This window comes from Brevundimonas naejangsanensis, assembly GCF_003627995.1.
Classification (GTDB): Bacteria; Pseudomonadota; Alphaproteobacteria; order Caulobacterales; family Caulobacteraceae; genus Brevundimonas; species Brevundimonas naejangsanensis_B.
Genome location: NZ_CP032707.1, coordinates 2,824,544 through 2,840,100, shown reverse-complemented (window position 1 = coordinate 2,840,100; position 15,557 = coordinate 2,824,544). Strand labels below are relative to the sequence as shown.

Genomic DNA, 15,557 nt, shown 5'->3' with positions numbered 1-15,557 from the left:
TCAGACCGTCGCCAGGCGCCGGACGCCCGCCAGGTCGAGGAAGTTGGCGATCATCTCATGGCCGTGTTCGGTGGCGATGGATTCCGGGTGGAATTGGACGCCGTGGATCGGCCGTGTGCGGTGCGACAGGCCCATGATCTCGCCATCCTCGGTCCAGGCGGTGACCTCCAGCGCGTCGGGCAGGGTTTCGCGGCGCACGGCCAAGGAGTGGTAGCGCGTCGCCGTGAAGGGCGAGGGCAGGCCGCCGAACACACCGCGCCCTTCGTGCAGGATGGGCGAGGTCTTGCCGTGCATCAGGGTCTTGGCGCGCACCACCTCGCCGCCGAAGGCCTGGCCGATCGACTGGTGGCCCAGGCAGACGCCCAGGATGGGCATGGTCTGCGCCGCCGTCTGCAGCAGCGGCAGGCAGATGCCCGCCTGGTCGGGGGCGCAGGGGCCGGGGGACAGCAGGACCGCCTCGGGCTTCAGCGCCCAGGCTTCTTCGACGGTCAGGTCGTCGTTGCGGACAACGTGCGTCTGGGCGCCCAGCTCCGCGAGGTAGTGGACGAGGTTGTAGGTGAAGCTGTCGTAGTTATCGACGACGAGGATCATGGCGAAGGCTTCTTAGGACGGGGGGAGGCGGGGGGCCAAGCGTAGGGGGACCAAGCGGGCCGAATGAAAGCGGACGTTAAGCTGTCCAGGCGATACAGGGGCATCGCCATCGGAAGAATTCCGTCTTGACCCCTCTTGAAGCCATTCGTAACGCCCGCGCCCTGTTGAACGAGGCGCCGGCCGAGCAGCCGAAACCCCTGCGCCTGCTGGCCGCAGCCGCCTTCGCCGCCACAGCGGCGGTCCTTCTGGCCGGGACCATGGTCGCGGGCCCCGGCGTGTCGTTTGACCAGGGTTCCACGGTTTCCAATCCTTAGACTGATCCGCCGGCGCCCTGGCCGCGAGTGGTCGCGGTGAAGCGCCACGCGTCCTCGGCCGCCTTCATCGGAGCACGGGCCTTGGCCAGGGTCTCGGCGTATTCGGCGGCCGGATCGCTGTCGGCGACGACGCCGGCGCCGGCCTGGACGAAGATCTTGCCGCGCGCGAACATGGCGGTGCGCAGGACGATGCAGATGTCCGCCTCGCCGTTGGCCGAGATGTAGCCCACGCCGCCGCCATAGCCGACGCCGCGCTTCTCGGTCTCAAGCTCGTCGATAACCTCCATGGCCCGCACCTTAGGCGCGCCCGACAGGGTGCCGGCGGGCAGGGCGGCCAGAAGCGTGTCCACTGCGTCCAGCTTGGGATCGGCCGCGCCGTTGACGTTGGAGACGATGTGCATGACTTGGCTGTAGCGCTCGACCACGAAGCTTTCCGTGACCTCGACCGAGCCGGGCGATGAGACGCGGCCCACGTCGTTGCGGCCCAGGTCCAGCAGCATCAGGTGCTCGGCCCGCTCCTTGGGATCAGCCAGCAGTTCGGCCTCCAGCGCCTTGTCCTGCTCGGGCGTGGCGCCGCGCGGGCGGGTGCCGGCCAGGGGGCGGATGGTGACGCGGCCGTCTTTCAACCGGACCAGGATTTCCGGGCTGGACCCGGCCAGTTGGAAGTCAACGTAGTCGAGGAAGAACAGATAGGGCGACGGGTTGCCGCGACGCAGCGCCCGGTAGAAGGCGAACGGGTCCTGGTCCCACGGCGCCGAGAAGCGGTGCGCCAGCACCACCTGGAAGATGTCGCCGGCGGCGATGTAGTCCTTGGCCCGCGCGACCATGCGGCCGAAGGCGGCCTCGTCCACGTCGGAATGGAAGGCGGGCGCGGGAACCGGCTCGACCTCGCGCTGGATGGGCAGGGGCCGCGCAGGCGGTCCTCGAAATCCTCCAGCCGGGCCTCGGCGGCGGTGTAGGCCTGGGCCGGATCGGCCGCCGTGTCGGGATAGGCCGCGGAGATCAGCACGATCTCGTGCTTCACCGAATCGAAGATGGCGACCAGGGCCGGGCGCGCCATGACGGCGTCGGACAGGTCCAACGGGTCGGGATTGGCCGGGCCCAGCGGCTCCAGCAGCCGCACCATGTCATAGCCGAAGACGCCGAACAGTCCGGCGGCCATCGGCGGCAGGTCGGCGGGCAGGTCGAACTTCGTCGCCGCGATCAGGGCGCGCAGGGACCCCAGCGCGGGCCTGTCTTCGGGCGTGAAGATATCGGCCAGGACATCGGCGCCGCGCGCGATCTCGGCCTTGCCGTCGCGGCAGCGCCAGACCACGTCCGGCGACAGGGTGACGAAGGAGTAGCGACCGTTGACGGCGCCGCCCTCGACCGACTCGAACAGGCTGGCGTAGCGCCGCCCGTGCCCGACCTTCAGGAAGGCCGAGACGGGGGTCTCCAGATCGTCGACCAAGCGGCGGACCAGCACCTGGGGCCGGCCCGCCGTCAGACCGGCGATGAAGGGGTCGCGCTGCGCTGCGGTCTGTTCCTGAGCCATCACTTCTTGGCGGGCGTCGCGGGCGCGGCGGTCGGCGCCTCGACGCCCAGGGCCTGCAGGGCGAGGGCCGGGTCGTTGCGCGACTTGGTGCGAGCGGCGGCCGCGGCGATGGTGCGGTCGGCCATGGCGTTGGCCAGCTCTTCGGTCAGGCGCGGACGGGCCTGCTCGGCCAGCGGCGCGGCCAGGGCCGGGACGGCGGCGTGAACGGCGTCGACGCGGCCGACGATGAAGCTGTCCTGCGTCTGCTGGCCGGAGAAGACCTGACCCTTGCCCTGGCCGAACAGGCCGCGCAGGACGCCGTCGCCGACTTCGGCCTGGGCCGCGCGGCTCTGCTGCACGCCGGTGCGGACGGTCAGCTGGGCGCCGGATTCGGCGGCCACCTTGGCGATGTCCTCGCCGGCGCGGACGCGCCCGGCCAGTTCTTCGGTCTTGGCCGACAGGCGGCGGGCGTTCTCACGCAGGGTCCATTGCTGGGCCAGCGGGGCGCGGACTTCGTCCAGGGTCGGCAGGGCGGCCGCGCGGATGTCGTCCAGGCGCACGGCGAAATACTGGCCGTCGCCGGCGTCGATCACGTCGCTTTCGCCGCCCTTGGACAGGGCGTAGGCGCTTTCCAGGACCTGGCGCGGGGCGTTCATCGGCCGGCCGTCGGGAAGCTGGCCCTGCTGGGTGAAGGGCGGCAGCTGGATCACGCGAGCCTTGGCCGCTTCGGCGGCGGCGGCCAGGTTCTTGCCTTCCTGGCGGGCCTTCTCGAACTGCTCGACCTTGGCGTAGGTCGCGGCCTTGACGGCTTCGGCCTGCAGTTCCTGAGTCAGGGCGGGACGGGCGCCCTCCAGCGTCACGGCCTGACCGGGCTGGATGGCGGCCACCTTGGCCACGGTGAAGCCCAGGCGGCCCTGGATCGGGGCCGAGACCTGGTCGACGGCCAGGCCGAAAACGGCGGCGCCGACGGCGGGGTCGCCCACGGCGGCCTGCGGCGTGGCCTTGTAATCGCCCAGCTGGATGTTGTTGGCCTTGGCCACGTCGGCCGGGTTCTGGCCGGCGCGCAGGTCGGCGGCGATCTTGTCGGCGGCGGCCTTGGTCGGGACCGTCAGGGTCATGAAGGTGCGCTTCTCCGGCTCGGCCAGGGCGGCCTTGCGGAACTCATAGCGCTCCTTGATCTGCTCCTCGGTGACGGTCGGGCGCGGATCGTTCGGACCCGGGGTGAACAGGACCAGGGAGATCATGCGGAACTCGGGGCTGCGCAGGCGCTCTTCGTTCTCCTTCATGAAGGCGGTCAGCTGGGCGTCGGTCGGGGCGGCGGCGCGGCCGGCCATGTCCTGGGTGACGGTGAACCAGCGGCCGTCGCGGGTCTCCAGCGCCTGGCCCGCCAGCAGGGCGGCATAGACGCGCGGCGCCTGCAGGCCGGCGAACACGGCCGAGCCGACGTGGGCGGTCACATACTGGTCGCGTAGGTCCTGCTCGAGCATTTCCGAGGTCAGGTTCTGCTGGGCCAGGGCCTGGGTGTAGAGGTCTTTGTCGAACTGGCCTGTGATCTGGTTGAAGAAGGCGGGGATCTTGCGGATCTGCGCCAGAACCAGCTCCTTGCCGGGGCGGATGCCGGCCTTATAGGCCCAGTCCAGGAAGCCCAGGCGCTGGGTCTGGCTGTCGAGATACTGCTGGTGCAGGTTCTCCTTGACCATGTCGTCATAGCTGACGGGACGGCCGGCCTGTTCCTGCAGATTGGTGCGCACGCGCTCGAAGTCGGCGCGGAACTGCCCCGAATCCACGCTGCGGTCGCCGGCGCTGATGATGTGGCGCGGCCCCAGGTTGGCGAAGATGTCGGACTGGGCGCCGACCACCAGGAAGCTGAGGATGATCAGGGCGAACAGGCCCGCGGCCCATTTCGACTTGGCGAAGTTGCGGAAGAGCGTGATCATCGAAGAAGAACCTGACGAGGGCCGGCGTCGAAAGGGCGCCAAGGGTCGCGTATAGGGGGAGCAGGGCCGCCGCCGCAAGTGAGGCTTGACGACATCTTGGCTTCCGCCGCGGCCGCCACTAGACAGGCCGCATGAAACAATCTGTGAAGCTGGTCGCCGGCAACTGGAAAATGAACGGCCTGGGCGCGAGCCTGGCCGAGGCTGAAACCCTTGAAAGGGCGCTGAAGACGCAGGCTGCGGCCTGTCGCGTGGCCCTGTGTCCGCCCGCCACCTTGATCGAGCGCATGGCGCGCGCCCTGGCGGGCGGCGCGGTCGAGATCGGCGGGCAGGACTGCCACGCTGCGTCCTCGGGCGCCTATACCGGCTCGGTCTCGGCCGAGATGGTCCGCGATGCGGGCGCGACCCTGGTGATTCTCGGCCACTCGGAGCGCCGCGCCGGATTCGGCGAGACCGACGCCGACGTCGCCGCCAAGGTCGAGGCGGCCCTGGCTGCCGGCCTGGAGCCCATCGTCTGCATCGGCGAGACCCTGCAGGAGCGCGAAGCCGGCCAGGCCGTCGAGGTCGTCAGCCGTCAGGTCGCGGGGTCGCTGCCGGCCTCGCTGGCGGGCAAGGCCTTCGCCGTCGCCTATGAGCCGGTCTGGGCCATCGGCACGGGCTTGACGCCCACGCTGGAGCAGATCGAGGAGGTCCACGCCGCCGTGCGCGCCGCCATGGTCGCCAAGCTGGGCGAGGGCGGCCGGACTGCGCCGATCCTCTACGGCGGCTCGGTCAAGCCGTCGAACGCGGCCGAAATCCTGGCGGTGCCGGAAGTCGGCGGCGCCCTGGTCGGCGGCGCCTCGCTGAAGGCCGACGACTTCCTGGGCATCATTCGCGCGGCCTGAGCGCCGAGCCGTTTGCCCGAAACCGCCAACAGTGTTAGAGGCCGCCGCTTGATCGGCGCGCCTCTGCGCCCACATGAATGACGCCATGCTCCAGACCATTCTGCTCGTCGCCATGATCCTCATCTCGGTCGCCCTGTCGGCCGTGATCCTGCTGCAGCGTTCCGAGGGCGGCGCCCTGGGCATGGGCGGCGGTCCTTCGGGCTTCATGACGGCGCGGGGAGCGGGCAATCTGCTGACCCGCACGACGTCCATCCTGGCGGTGGCCTTCTTCGTCTGCGCCATCGGCCTGACGATCGCGGGCAACTTCGCGCGGGGCTCGCGCTCGGTGATCGACGCCGAGGCCGTCGGCTCCATCGCCGTCGACCAGCCGCAGCAAACGGCTCCGGCCCCGGAAGCCGCCCCGGCCGCTCCGGCCCAGCCGGCGGCTCCGTCGCTGGATGACCTGGAAGCCAGCCTTCCGGCCGGCCAGGGCGCGCCCGCCCAGTAAGGGCGACGCCGCCATCGAGTTTGGGGAAGCGCGCCGCAAGGCGCGCTTTCTTCTTTTGATCAACTGATTTTTCCCGAGCGCTCTCCGCGGGGGACGAATCATGGAGTAAGGTGTCCGCCCATGGCTCGCTATGTGTTCATCACCGGCGGCGTGGTTTCCTCCCTCGGAAAAGGCCTCGCTTCCGCCGCTCTCGGCGCTCTTCTGCAGGCGCGTGGCTACAAGGTCCGCCTGCGCAAGCTGGACCCTTATCTCAACGTCGATCCGGGCACGATGAGCCCGTATCAGCACGGCGAGGTCTTCGTGACCGACGACGGCGCCGAGACGGACCTCGACCTCGGCCACTACGAGCGCTTCACTGGCGTCTCGGCGGCCAAGTCGGACAACATCACGACCGGCCGGATCTATCAGACGATCATCGAGAAGGAGCGTCGCGGCGACTATCTGGGCGCGACCGTCCAGGTGATTCCGCACGTCACTGACCAGATCAAGCAGTTCTGCCTGAACCCGGCCAAGACCGACGACGGCGAGGACGTGGACTTCGTCCTGGTCGAGATCGGCGGCACGGTCGGCGACATCGAGGGCCTGCCCTTCTTCGAAGCCATCCGTCAGCTGGAGCAGGACCTGCCGCGCGGCCAGTCGTGCTTCGTCCACCTGACCCTGCTGCCCTTCATCAAGACCGCCGGCGAGATGAAGACCAAGCCGACGCAGCACTCGGTCAAGGAGCTGCGCTCCATCGGCATCCAGCCCGACATCCTGCTGTGCCGCTGCGAGGCGCCGATCCCGGCCGACGAAAAGCGCAAGATCGCCCAGTTCTGCAACGTCCGCCCCGACAGCGTCATTCAGGCGATGGACTCGGCCGACATCTACGCGGTGCCGCTGGACTATCACCGCGAGGGCCTGGACACCCAGGTGCTGGCCCACTTCGGCCTGACCGACGCGCCGGAGCCGGAGCTGTCCGGCTGGAACGAGATCGTGCGTCGCCGCCTGCACCCGGACGGCGAGGTCACCATCGCCGTGGTCGGCAAATACACCGTCCTGAAGGACGCCTATAAGTCGCTGATCGAGGCGCTGCAGCACGGCGGCGTGGCCAACAACGTCAAGGTCAACATCGACTGGGTCGAGGCCGACACCTTCGAGGGCGCGCCCGAGGCCTGCGCCCAGCGCCTGGAAGGCGCCCACGCCATCCTGGTTCCCGGCGGTTTCGGCGAGCGCGGGGCCGAGGGCAAGATCGAGGCGGCCCGCTTCGCCCGCGAGCGCAAGATTCCCTATTTCGGCATCTGCTTCGGCATGCAGATGGCGGTGATCGAGGCGGCGCGGAACCTGGCCGGCTTCCCCAAGGCCACCTCGACCGAGTTCGGCCCGGCCGACGAGCCGGTCGTCGGCCTGATGACCGAATGGGTCCAGGGCAATGAGCGCGTGAAGCGCGAGCACGGCGGCGACCTGGGCGGCACCATGCGCCTGGGCGCCTATGACTCGACCCTGGCGGAGGGCTCCCGGATCGCCGAGATTTACGGCGCGACCCATATCAACGAGCGCCACCGTCACCGCTATGAGGTGAACATCAACTACCGCCAGGCGGTGGAGGAGAAGGGCGGGCTGTTCTTCGCCGGCCTGTCGCCGGATGGCGTCCTGCCCGAGACGGTCGAGCGCCGGGACCACCCCTGGTTCATCGGCGTGCAGTATCACCCGGAATACCGCAGCCGGCCCTTCGCGCCGCACCCGCTGTTCGCCAGCTTCGTGGCGGCCGCTCTGGTGCAGAGCCGATTGGTCTGATCACGCACGCTTGTTGCGACGTTCGTCCGTCAAATGTTATAGTTGTGTTAACCTTTTGGGTCAGCGCACATGGCAGGCGACATCCTTTACTTTCTGCACCGGCATTTCCGCGTGGTGTTCGTGATCGGCGCGACGCTCAGCGTCATGGGGCTGGCGCTGGTCGCGCGCGGGCTCTTGCGCCTGGCCTTCGGTTTCTGAACGGCGAAGGCGCGATCAGGCGTTCAACTGCGCTTGCCATCCAGCGAGCCCGCCTTCCAGGTCGTTCATCAGGTCGACTGGGTCCTCAAGCCCGATATGCAGGCGCAGAAGCTGGCCGGGCAGGGCGGGGGCGTGCAGGCGATGGGTCAACTGCGGCGTTTCATGGGTGACCAGGCTTTCATAGCCGCCCCAGGAATATCCCATGCCGAACAGGCTCAGCGCCCGCATGAAGGCGTGGGCCGCCGCCGTGTCGCCGCCCTTCATCACCAGCCCCATGATCGAGGCCGCGCCGTCGAAGTCGCGCCGCCACAGCTCATGCCCGACGGAGCCCGGCAGGGGCGGATAGAGGACCTGCGCCACCTCGGGCCGCGTCTGCAGCCATTGGGCGACCTGCAGGGCCGAGCGCGCCTGGGCCTGATACCGCAGGGGCAGGGTGCGAATGCCCCTCAACGCCAGCCATGCGTCGTCGGGCGAGACATGCCAGCCCATGTCCTCGATGGCGTGCGTTAGGGCGCGAAGGACTTCGGGCGCGCCGGCGGCGATCCCGCCCATCAGGATGTCGGAATGGCCGCCCACGTATTTCGTCAGGGCCTGGACGCTGACGTCGATTCCATGCGCCAGCGGACGGAAGGCCAGCCCCGCCGCCCAGGTGTTGTCCATGACGGTCAGGACGCCACGCGCGCGGCAGGCGGCGGCCAGGGCGGGGACGTCGACCATGTCGAAGGACAGGGAGGCGGGCGCCTCGATCAGCAGAATCCGCGTCTGCGGCCCGATGCCGGCCAGGATGGCGTCGGTCGAGGCGTCGGCGGGGTGGAACCGGGCGCCGACCCCGCGCGCGGCCAGATGGCGCGTCAGGAAGCGGCGCGTCGGGCCATAGACGGCGTCGGTCGTGACCACCTCGTCGCCGGGGCGCAGCAGGGCCAGCAACGGCACGGTCACGGCCGCCAGGCCCGAGGGGACCAGGAAGGCGTCGGCCGCGCCCTCCATGTCCGCCAGCAGGGTGCGCAGTTCGCGCGCCGCGCTCGTGCCGTCCAGCCCATAGACGGGGCCGTCCGAACCCTCCTGCATCCGGGCGGGATCGTCGCTGAGCATGGTCGAGGCGCGCTCCACCGGCGGATTGACCGGACGGCGCCCCCTGCCGCGCCGGGTGGCGCTGGAGATCAGGCGGGTTCGGTCGGAAATGGGCGGCATGAGCGCTCCGGCGGGTTGCGGTTCCGGGCCTAGAGGGCTCTAAACTGTCGCAGGGTGCAAGACGGAGCGGCGGACGAATGCGGAGATGGCGGGGCGGAGCGGGGCGGGCGGCGGTTCTGGCGGCGGCCTTGGCGGCAGCGACGGGCGCCTGTCACAGGCCGGCCGAACCGGAAGCGCCGGAAACCCGCGAGCCGTCCGCCCGCGCGCCCGCCGCCCTGCCTGAGATCAGGGAAAGCCCGACCCTGGCGGCGATCCGCCAGCGCGGCCGCCTGAACTGCGGCGTGCATGAGGGGCTGGTCGGCTTCGCCTACACCGACAATCGCGGCGCCTGGCGGGGGTTCGACGTCGACTTCTGCCGCGCCACCGCCGCCGCCATCTTCGGCGACCCCGACGCCGTGCGCTTCGTGCCACTGACGACGGAGCAGCGCTTCGAGGCGTTGCAGGCGGGACGGGTGGACGTGCTGTGGCGCAACACCTCCTGGACCATGGCCCGCGACACGGGCGGCGAACTGAGCTTCGCGGGCATCAACTATTACGACGGCCAGGGCTTCATGGTGCGGCGCTCGCTGAATCTGAGCAGCGCGGCGGAACTGAGCGGAGCCCGCGTCTGCGTCCAGGCGGGCTCGACCACCGAACTGAACGCCGAGGACTATTTCCGTCGTCGCGGCATCGAATACCGCCCCATCGTGGTCGCCACCGAGGGCGAGGCGCGCCAGGCCTACGCTCGCGAGGAATGCGACGCCTTCACCGCCGACATCTCGGCGCTGGCGGCCGCGCGCACCACCCTGCCGAACCCGCAGCAGCACGTCATCTTGCCGGACGTCATCTCCAAGGAACCGCTGGGCCCGGTCGTGCGCAGCGGCGATGATCGGTGGGCGGCGGTGATCCGCTGGACGCTGAACGCCCTCATCCTGGGCGAGGAGCTGGGCGTGACGCGCTCGAACGTCTCGGACCTGGCCAAGACCTCGCCGGACCCCAGGGTGCGGCGGCTGCTGGGCGTCGAGGGGGATTTCGGCCCCAGCATCAACCTGTCCAGGACCTGGGCCAGGGACGCCGTCGCCGCGGGAGGCAATTACGGCGAGATCTTCAACCGCAACCTGGGCAAACAGTCCTCCCTCGATCTGGAGAGAGGGCTGAACGCGCAATGGACGGCCCAGCCCCGGGGGCTGATCTATGGCCTTCCCGTCCGCTGACCGAAAGGCCTAGCCGACGGCCAGGGGCGCGTCCGGGCGGGCGCCCCATTCGGCCCACGACCCGTCGTAGAGAAGCGACGGCCGACCCAGCACGGCCAGGCCCAGCGTCAGGATCGCCGCCGTCACGCCCGAGCCGCAACTGGTGATGACCGGCTCGTCCAGGTTCACCCCCGCCGCGCGGAAGGCCTCTTCCAGCGCCGGGCCGCGCTTCAGCGTCCCGTCGGCGTTCAGCAGGCCCGAGAAGGGCAGGTTCAGCGCCCCCGGCATATGGCCCGCACGCACGCCGGGCCGGGGCTCGGCGGCTTCACCCCGGAAGCGCGGGGCGCCGCGCGCGTCCACCACCTGACGGCCATCGGCCAGGGCGGAGCAGACCTCATCGAAGTCGACCACGGTCGAGGCGTCGAAGCGCGGTTGAAAGCGGGTCGCCCGCGGCGGATGCGACGTCCCCATCTCCAGCGCCCGCCCTTCGGCCTTCCACTTGGGCAGGCCGCCGTCCAGCACGCGAACCCGCTCGGCGCCCATGACGCGCAGCATCCACCAGGCCCGCGCCGCCGAGAACAGGCCCTGGGCGTCATAGACGACGATGTCGTCGCCCTCGCTCACTCCCAGGGCGCCCATCGCCTCGGCGAAGGCCTCGGGCGAGGGCAGCATGTGGGGATAGGGGCTGCCGCGATCCGACACGGCGTCCAGATCGAAGAAGACGGCGCCCGGCAGCCGCTCGCGCTCGAAGTCCGCCCGGGCGTCGCGTCCGTCCAGCCACCAACTGGCGTCGATCAGGCGCAGGTCCGGGGCGCCCAGCCGCGACGCCAGGGCTTCGGTCGAGATCAGGGGGCTGGCGGTCGGATCGGTCTGGGTCATGCTTCAGATTACCATGATCGCGCGGCCGGTGGTCAGGGGCTGAGTCGCCCGGTAAGTTGCGAAAACGCATCCGCGACGCCACCTGTCCGACTTAAAGTCGCGGCATAGGCCCGCGAACCGCCGTTGAAACCAGTCGAAAGCGCCGCCGTGACCTCTCCGAACGCCGTCATCACCCTGTCCGAAGGCCTCAAGAAACCCGTCGTCATCGGCGGCGGCGCCCGCATCGCCTTCATCGCCGGCCCCTGCCAGATGGAAAGCCGCCAGCACGCGCTGGAGACGGCTCATCAGCTGAAGGAGATCGGCGAGCGGCTGAACGTCGGCATCATCTACAAGACCAGCTTCGACAAGGCGAACCGCACCAGCGCCAGCGCCGCTCGCGGCATCGGCCTGAAGGACGCCCTGCCGATCTTCGTCGAAATCCGCGAAGTCACCGGCCTGCCGACCCTGACCGACGTCCACTCCGAAGCCCAGTGCGCGCCGGTGGGCGAGGTCGTGGACGTGCTGCAGATTCCGGCCTTCCTCTCGCGCCAGACCGACCTGCTGCTGGCCGCCGCCGCCACGAACAAGGCGATCAACATCAAGAAGGGCCAGTTCCTGGCCCCCTGGGACATGAAGAACGTCATCGCCAAGGTCACGGGCGCGGGCAATCCGAACGTCATGGCCTGCGAGCGCGGCGCCAGCTTCGGCTACAACACGCTTGTCAGCGACATGCGCGCCCTGCCGATCCTGCGCGAGATCGGCTGCCCGGTGGTGTTCGACGCGACCCACAGCGTGCAGCAGCCGGGCGGGCAGGGCACCTCCTCGGGCGGCCAGCGCGAGTTCGTGCCGGTGCTGGCCCGCGCGGCCGTCTCGGTCGGCGTCGACGCCGTCTTCATGGAGACGCACCAGGACCCGGACAACGCCCCGTCGGACGGCCCGAACATGGTGCCGCTGAGCCAGTTCGAGGCCCTGGCGGCCGAACTGATCGCCTTCGACGACCTGGCCATCAAGCTCGGTTTCAAGGGGCCGATGGCGAAGGCGGCGTGAATCCGCTAGTTCGGCGTCATGGCTGAACGTTCTCTCGATCTCGGCGCCCTGCAGTCCCTGCTGGAGCGCGTGCGCGACCTGAAGGTCGCCTGCGTCGGCGATCTGATGCTGGATCGCTATGTCTATGGCGAGGTCAGCCGCATCTCGCCCGAGGCGCCGATCCCCGTCCTGCGCGCGCGCCGCACCGTGGCCATGCCCGGCGGCGTGGGCAACGTCGCCCGCAACGTCGCGGCCCTGGGCGGCCTGGCCCGTCTGGGCGCGGTCGCGGGCAATGACGCGGCGGGCGCCGAACTGACCGAGCTGATCGCCGCCGAGGCGCGGATCGAGGACGCCCTGATCCGTCCCGAAGCGGCCGCCACCATCGTCAAGACGCGCTTCGTCGCCGCCGGCCAGCAGCTGTTGCGGCTGGACGACGAGGTCGCGCCTCATTCCGGCTATGGCGACAAAGACGTGTTCCAAGGCGCAGGGGCTATCCTGCTGTCCGACTACGCCAAGGGCGTAGTGGACGACGATACCATTGAAGCGGCGCTATGGGCCGGGACCGAGTATGGCGCGCCAGTGATCGTCGATCCCAAGGGCCGCGACTTCGCCCGCTATGGCGCGGTCGATGTCATCAAGCCGAACGCCAGCGAACTGGCGGGCGCCACCGGCCTGCCGACCGAAACCGACGAACAGGTCGAAGCCGCCCTGGCGGCTCTGCTGGACGCCACCACGGCCAAGGCCGTCATCGTCACCCGCGCAGGCAAGGGCATGACGCTGGCGAAACGCGGCGGCGGGGTCGTCCACTTCCCCGGCCGGGCGCGCGAGGTGTTCGACGTCTCGGGCGCGGGCGACACCTGCCTCGCCGCTCTCGGGCTGGCGCTCGGCGCCGGCGCGACGCTGGAGCAGGCGGTGCAGTTCGCCATCCTCGCCTCGGGCGTCGTCGTGGGCAAGAGCGGCACCGCCGTGGTCACGCCCGCCGAACTGATCGAGGCCGAGATGAGCCAGCACGCGGCCCTGGCCCAGTCCAAGGTCACGCCGCTGGACGAACTGGCTGATCAGGTCGAGGCGTGGAAGCGTCAGGGCCTGAAGGTCGGCTTCACCAACGGCTGCTTCGACATCCTGCACCGCGGCCACGTCGCCTATCTGGCGCAGGCGCGCAGTTGGTGCGACCGGCTGGTGGTGGCGCTGAACACCGACGCCTCGGTGCGCCGCCTGAAGGGCGAGGGCCGTCCTGTCAACGACCTGGACAGCCGCGCCGCCGTCATCGGCGGTCTGGCCAGCGTCGACCGCGTCACCGCCTTCGACGACCCGACCCCCATCGCCCTGATCCAGCGACTGAAGCCCGACGTTCTGATCAAGGGCGCGGACTACACCAAGGACAAGGTGGTCGGCGCCGCCGAGGTCGAGAGCTGGGGCGGAGAAGTTCGTCTGGCCGACTTCGCCGACGGCTATTCCACGACGAAGACCATTGAGAAGATGACTGGAGAGCAAGCATGATCCCGCGAATGATCGTCGTCACGGGCGGCGCGGGCTTCATCGGCTCCAACATCGTCGCCCGCCTGTGTGAGAGCGGCGCCTGGGACGTGGTCGTCTGCGATCGGCTGGAGACGGCCGATCTCGCCAAGTGGAAGAACATCGCCAAACACCCGATCGCCGATCTGTGGGCGCCCGAAGAGCTGTTCGAACAGCTGGAGCGCCACGCCGACCGCATCGAGGCGGTGATCCACATGGGCGCCATCTCCTCGACCACCGAGCCGGACGCCGACCTGATCCTGCGCACCAACTTCAGCCTCTCGCGCGACATCTGGGACTGGTGCGCGGTGCGCGACGTGCGGATGATCTACGCCTCCTCGGCCGCCACCTACGGCGACGGCGAGACGGGGTTCGAGGATCGCGACGATCCTGAGAGCCTGAATGCGCTTCGCCCGCTAAACGCCTATGGGTACTCGAAATACCTGTTCGATCAGTACGCCGTGCGCCAGGCGGATCGCGACCAGGCGCCGCCGCAGTGGGCCGGGCTGAAGTTCTTCAACGTCTATGGTCCGAACGAGGGCCACAAGGGCGGCATGAAGTCGGTCGTGGCTCAGATCTGGCCCAAGGTGCAGGCTGGCGAGACGGTCAGTCTGTTCCGCTCGCATAACCCGAACTACCCCGACGGCGGCCAGCTGCGCGACTTCGTCTTCGTCGACGACGTGGTCAACATCATCCTGTGGCTGCTGGAGCGCCAGGACGTCTCGGGCGTGTTCAACGCGGGTTCGGGCCAGGCGCGCTCCTTCGCCGACCTGGCGCGGGCCACCTTCGCCGCGGCTGGCAAGGAGCCGTCCATCGCCTACATCGACATGCCCGAGGCGATCCGCGACCGCTATCAGTACTTCACCGAGGCCAGCATGGATCGCATCCGCGCCCTCGGCTACGGCGGCCAGTCGACGCCGCTGGAGGAAGGCGTGCGCCGTTACGTCCAGGACTTCCTGGCCCAGCCGGACCCGTACCGCTGATGTGGCCGAAGCTGACCTTTCGCCAGTGGGTCGGCTACGCGGGCTTCGCGCTCGTCCTGTTGCTGACGGCGGCGGTCGCCGTCTGGCGCGGGGACATCCTGAAGGCCGGGCTTGATCCGCAGATCCCCTTCCAGACCTACCAACCGCCGGCGGCGCCCGATTATCGCAGCGACAAGGCCTGGGCCCTGATCAACGCGCGGGCGCCGGGGGCGGGCCAGGCGCACGTCTTCTTCGTTCATTCCACCACCTATGACGGCGGCAGCGACTGGAACGGGGCCATCGACGACCGTCGCGCCCTGGCCCTGCTGCGCAGCGTGGTCCTGCCCAACTATGCGGGACCGTTCGCCCATGCGGGCGACATCAGCGCCCCCCTGTATCGCCAGGCCAGCCTCTACAGCCGCCTCACGCTCAGGGAAGACGCGCGCGAGGCGCGGGCTTTCGCCTACGGCGACGTCGAGGCCGCCTTCGACGTCTGGCTGGCGGCCCGGCCCGAGGGGTCGATCGTCCTCGTGGGGGTGGAGCAGGGCGCCGATATCGTTGATCGCCTGCTGCATGACCGGGTGGCCAAGGATCCGTCCCTGAAGCGTCGCCTGGTCGCAGCCTATCTGATCGAAGGGGTGACGCCCGTTTCTCGCTTCACCAGCACCCCCCTGTGCCATTCGGCGGACGAGACGGGCTGCGCCCTGGCCTGGCGCTCGGTCGAAGAGAACGGCGAGGGCGAGGCCAGGCGGGTGATGCGCCGCGCCTTGACCTGGAACGACCGCGGCGCCCTTGTGGGAGTGGCCGGCGGCCCGATCGCCTGCGTCAACCCGGTGACGGGCTCCGTTTCCGAGCCCGTATCCCAGGCGCGCGAAAGCAGGGGGGCCACGAACGCCACCAATCTGGAGTGGGGCATTCGCCCCGCCTTCCAGGGCCGGTTGGTCGCGGCCGAATGCCGCGACGGCATCCTGTGGCGCTCGCGCCTCAGTTCGGAGTCCTTCCGCACGCGCGGCTCCTGGGCCGATCAGCGCAAGATTCCGCCCTATAACCTCTTCTATGCCGACATTGAGGCCGATGTGCTGGGCCGCCTCAAGGCCTGGGAGGTCGGTCGCAACCCGGCCTGAACGCCCTCGGTCGTG

At 69.7% G+C, this 15,557-nt stretch carries 15 protein-coding genes and 1 pseudogene; 10 read left to right on the top strand and 6 right to left on the bottom strand.

What is annotated here, in order from left to right; all coding sequences use genetic code 11:
• Positions 1-591: an anthranilate synthase component II gene (locus tag D8I30_RS13465; protein ID WP_121483198.1), complete on the bottom strand. Its 591-nt coding sequence runs from the start codon at positions 589-591 to the stop codon at positions 1-3.
• 125 nt (positions 592-716) lie between these two features.
• Between D8I30_RS13465 and D8I30_RS13460 the strand changes: the two genes are divergently transcribed.
• The gene (locus D8I30_RS13460) at positions 717-905 is read left to right on the top strand and encodes a hypothetical protein (protein ID WP_121483197.1); all 189 of its coding nucleotides are present in this window, start codon (positions 717-719) and stop codon (positions 903-905) included.
• Here the strand turns inward: D8I30_RS13460 and D8I30_RS15055 are convergent.
• The 3 genes and pseudogenes from D8I30_RS15055 to D8I30_RS13450 form a co-directional block, all read right to left on the bottom strand.
• The gene (locus tag D8I30_RS15055; RefSeq protein ID WP_346426478.1) at positions 902-1,732 is read right to left on the bottom strand and encodes an anthranilate synthase component I family protein; all 831 of its coding nucleotides are present in this window, start codon (positions 1,730-1,732) and stop codon (positions 902-904) included. The genes D8I30_RS13460 and D8I30_RS15055 overlap by 4 nt on opposite strands.
• A 239-nt stretch (positions 1,733-1,971) precedes the next feature.
• Positions 1,972-2,439: pseudogene (locus D8I30_RS15050) on the bottom strand (anthranilate synthase component I); the annotation flags it as partial.
• Entirely contained in the window at positions 2,439-4,355 is a 1,917-nt protein-coding gene (locus tag D8I30_RS13450) for a peptidylprolyl isomerase (protein ID WP_121483196.1), read from the bottom strand. The pseudogene D8I30_RS15050 and the gene D8I30_RS13450, both read right to left, overlap by 1 nt.
• Before the next feature lie 131 nt (positions 4,356-4,486).
• On the opposite strand from D8I30_RS13450, the gene tpiA reads away from it, so the two are divergent.
• The 4 genes from tpiA (at position 4,487) to D8I30_RS14995 (ending at position 7,694) form a co-directional block, all read left to right on the top strand.
• A complete protein-coding gene (gene tpiA, locus D8I30_RS13445) occupies positions 4,487-5,236 on the top strand; it encodes a triose-phosphate isomerase (RefSeq protein ID WP_121483195.1) in 750 nt (249 codons plus the stop codon).
• 73 nt (positions 5,237-5,309) lie between these two features.
• Positions 5,310-5,723, top strand: a complete 414-nt coding sequence (gene secG / locus D8I30_RS13440) for a preprotein translocase subunit SecG (RefSeq protein ID WP_121483194.1) — start codon at positions 5,310-5,312, stop codon at positions 5,721-5,723.
• A gap of 120 nt (positions 5,724-5,843) precedes the next feature.
• Complete coding sequence (locus D8I30_RS13435; protein ID WP_121483193.1) at positions 5,844-7,496, top strand: CTP synthase; 1,653 nt, start codon at positions 5,844-5,846, stop codon at positions 7,494-7,496.
• A gap of 69 nt (positions 7,497-7,565) precedes the next feature.
• Positions 7,566-7,694: a hypothetical protein gene (locus D8I30_RS14995; RefSeq protein WP_276118687.1), complete on the top strand. Its 129-nt coding sequence runs from the start codon at positions 7,566-7,568 to the stop codon at positions 7,692-7,694.
• Positions 7,695-7,709: 15 nt separating this feature from the next.
• Here D8I30_RS14995 and metC read toward each other — a convergent pair whose 3' ends face one another.
• Positions 7,710-8,885: a cystathionine beta-lyase gene (metC, locus tag D8I30_RS13430; RefSeq protein ID WP_121483192.1), complete on the bottom strand. Its 1,176-nt coding sequence runs from the start codon at positions 8,883-8,885 to the stop codon at positions 7,710-7,712.
• 77 nt (positions 8,886-8,962) lie between these two features.
• Between metC and D8I30_RS13425 the strand changes: the two genes are divergently transcribed.
• On the top strand, positions 8,963-10,078 hold the full coding sequence (locus D8I30_RS13425; RefSeq protein ID WP_121483191.1) for an amino acid ABC transporter substrate-binding protein: 1,116 nt from the start codon (positions 8,963-8,965) through the stop codon (positions 10,076-10,078).
• 9 nt (positions 10,079-10,087) lie between these two features.
• Here the strand turns inward: D8I30_RS13425 and sseA are convergent, their stop codons facing one another.
• Positions 10,088-10,936 (bottom strand): 3-mercaptopyruvate sulfurtransferase, encoded by an 849-nt coding sequence (gene sseA / locus D8I30_RS13420; RefSeq protein ID WP_121483190.1) that lies wholly within the window; start codon positions 10,934-10,936, stop codon positions 10,088-10,090.
• Between the two features lie 123 nt (positions 10,937-11,059).
• Here sseA and kdsA point away from each other — a divergent pair, with 123 nt between their 5' ends.
• From kdsA to D8I30_RS13400, 4 genes are read left to right on the top strand one after another with little or no spacing between them, the layout of a single operon-like run.
• The gene (gene kdsA, locus D8I30_RS13415; protein WP_430804927.1) at positions 11,060-11,962 is read left to right on the top strand and encodes a 3-deoxy-8-phosphooctulonate synthase; all 903 of its coding nucleotides are present in this window, start codon (positions 11,060-11,062) and stop codon (positions 11,960-11,962) included.
• 18 nt (positions 11,963-11,980) lie between these two features.
• Complete coding sequence (rfaE2, locus tag D8I30_RS13410; protein WP_121483189.1) at positions 11,981-13,441, top strand: D-glycero-beta-D-manno-heptose 1-phosphate adenylyltransferase; 1,461 nt, start codon at positions 11,981-11,983, stop codon at positions 13,439-13,441.
• Complete coding sequence (rfaD, locus tag D8I30_RS13405; RefSeq protein WP_240387254.1) at positions 13,438-14,439, top strand: ADP-glyceromanno-heptose 6-epimerase; 1,002 nt, start codon at positions 13,438-13,440, stop codon at positions 14,437-14,439. The genes rfaE2 and rfaD overlap by 4 nt, the downstream gene beginning before the upstream one ends.
• A complete protein-coding gene (locus D8I30_RS13400; RefSeq protein ID WP_121483188.1) occupies positions 14,439-15,542 on the top strand; it encodes a DUF3089 domain-containing protein in 1,104 nt (367 codons plus the stop codon). The genes rfaD and D8I30_RS13400 overlap by 1 nt, the downstream gene beginning before the upstream one ends.
• Positions 15,543-15,557: the final 15 nt, after the last annotated feature.

Bases quoted from the DNA above. Each gene is read 5' to 3' on its own strand.
- D8I30_RS13465 (WP_121483198.1), bottom strand. From the start codon at position 591: ATGATCCTCGTCGTCGATAACTACGACAGCTTCACCTACAACCTCGTC.
- D8I30_RS15055 (WP_346426478.1), bottom strand. From the start codon at position 1,732: ATGGTCGCGCGGGCCAAGGACTACATCGCCGCCGGCGACATCTTCCAG.
- D8I30_RS13450 (WP_121483196.1), bottom strand. From the start codon at position 4,355: ATGATCACGCTCTTCCGCAACTTCGCCAAGTCGAAATGGGCCGCGGGC.
- tpiA (WP_121483195.1), top strand. From the start codon at position 4,487: ATGAAACAATCTGTGAAGCTGGTCGCCGGCAACTGGAAAATGAACGGC.
- secG (WP_121483194.1), top strand. From the start codon at position 5,310: ATGAATGACGCCATGCTCCAGACCATTCTGCTCGTCGCCATGATCCTC.
- D8I30_RS13435 (WP_121483193.1), top strand. From the start codon at position 5,844: ATGGCTCGCTATGTGTTCATCACCGGCGGCGTGGTTTCCTCCCTCGGA.
- D8I30_RS14995 (WP_276118687.1), top strand. From the start codon at position 7,566: ATGGCAGGCGACATCCTTTACTTTCTGCACCGGCATTTCCGCGTGGTG.
- metC (WP_121483192.1), bottom strand. From the start codon at position 8,885: ATGCCGCCCATTTCCGACCGAACCCGCCTGATCTCCAGCGCCACCCGG.
- D8I30_RS13425 (WP_121483191.1), top strand. From the start codon at position 8,963: ATGCGGAGATGGCGGGGCGGAGCGGGGCGGGCGGCGGTTCTGGCGGCG.
- sseA (WP_121483190.1), bottom strand. From the start codon at position 10,936: ATGACCCAGACCGATCCGACCGCCAGCCCCCTGATCTCGACCGAAGCC.
- rfaE2 (WP_121483189.1), top strand. From the start codon at position 11,981: ATGGCTGAACGTTCTCTCGATCTCGGCGCCCTGCAGTCCCTGCTGGAG.
- rfaD (WP_240387254.1), top strand. From the start codon at position 13,438: ATGATCCCGCGAATGATCGTCGTCACGGGCGGCGCGGGCTTCATCGGC.
- D8I30_RS13400 (WP_121483188.1), top strand. From the start codon at position 14,439: ATGTGGCCGAAGCTGACCTTTCGCCAGTGGGTCGGCTACGCGGGCTTC.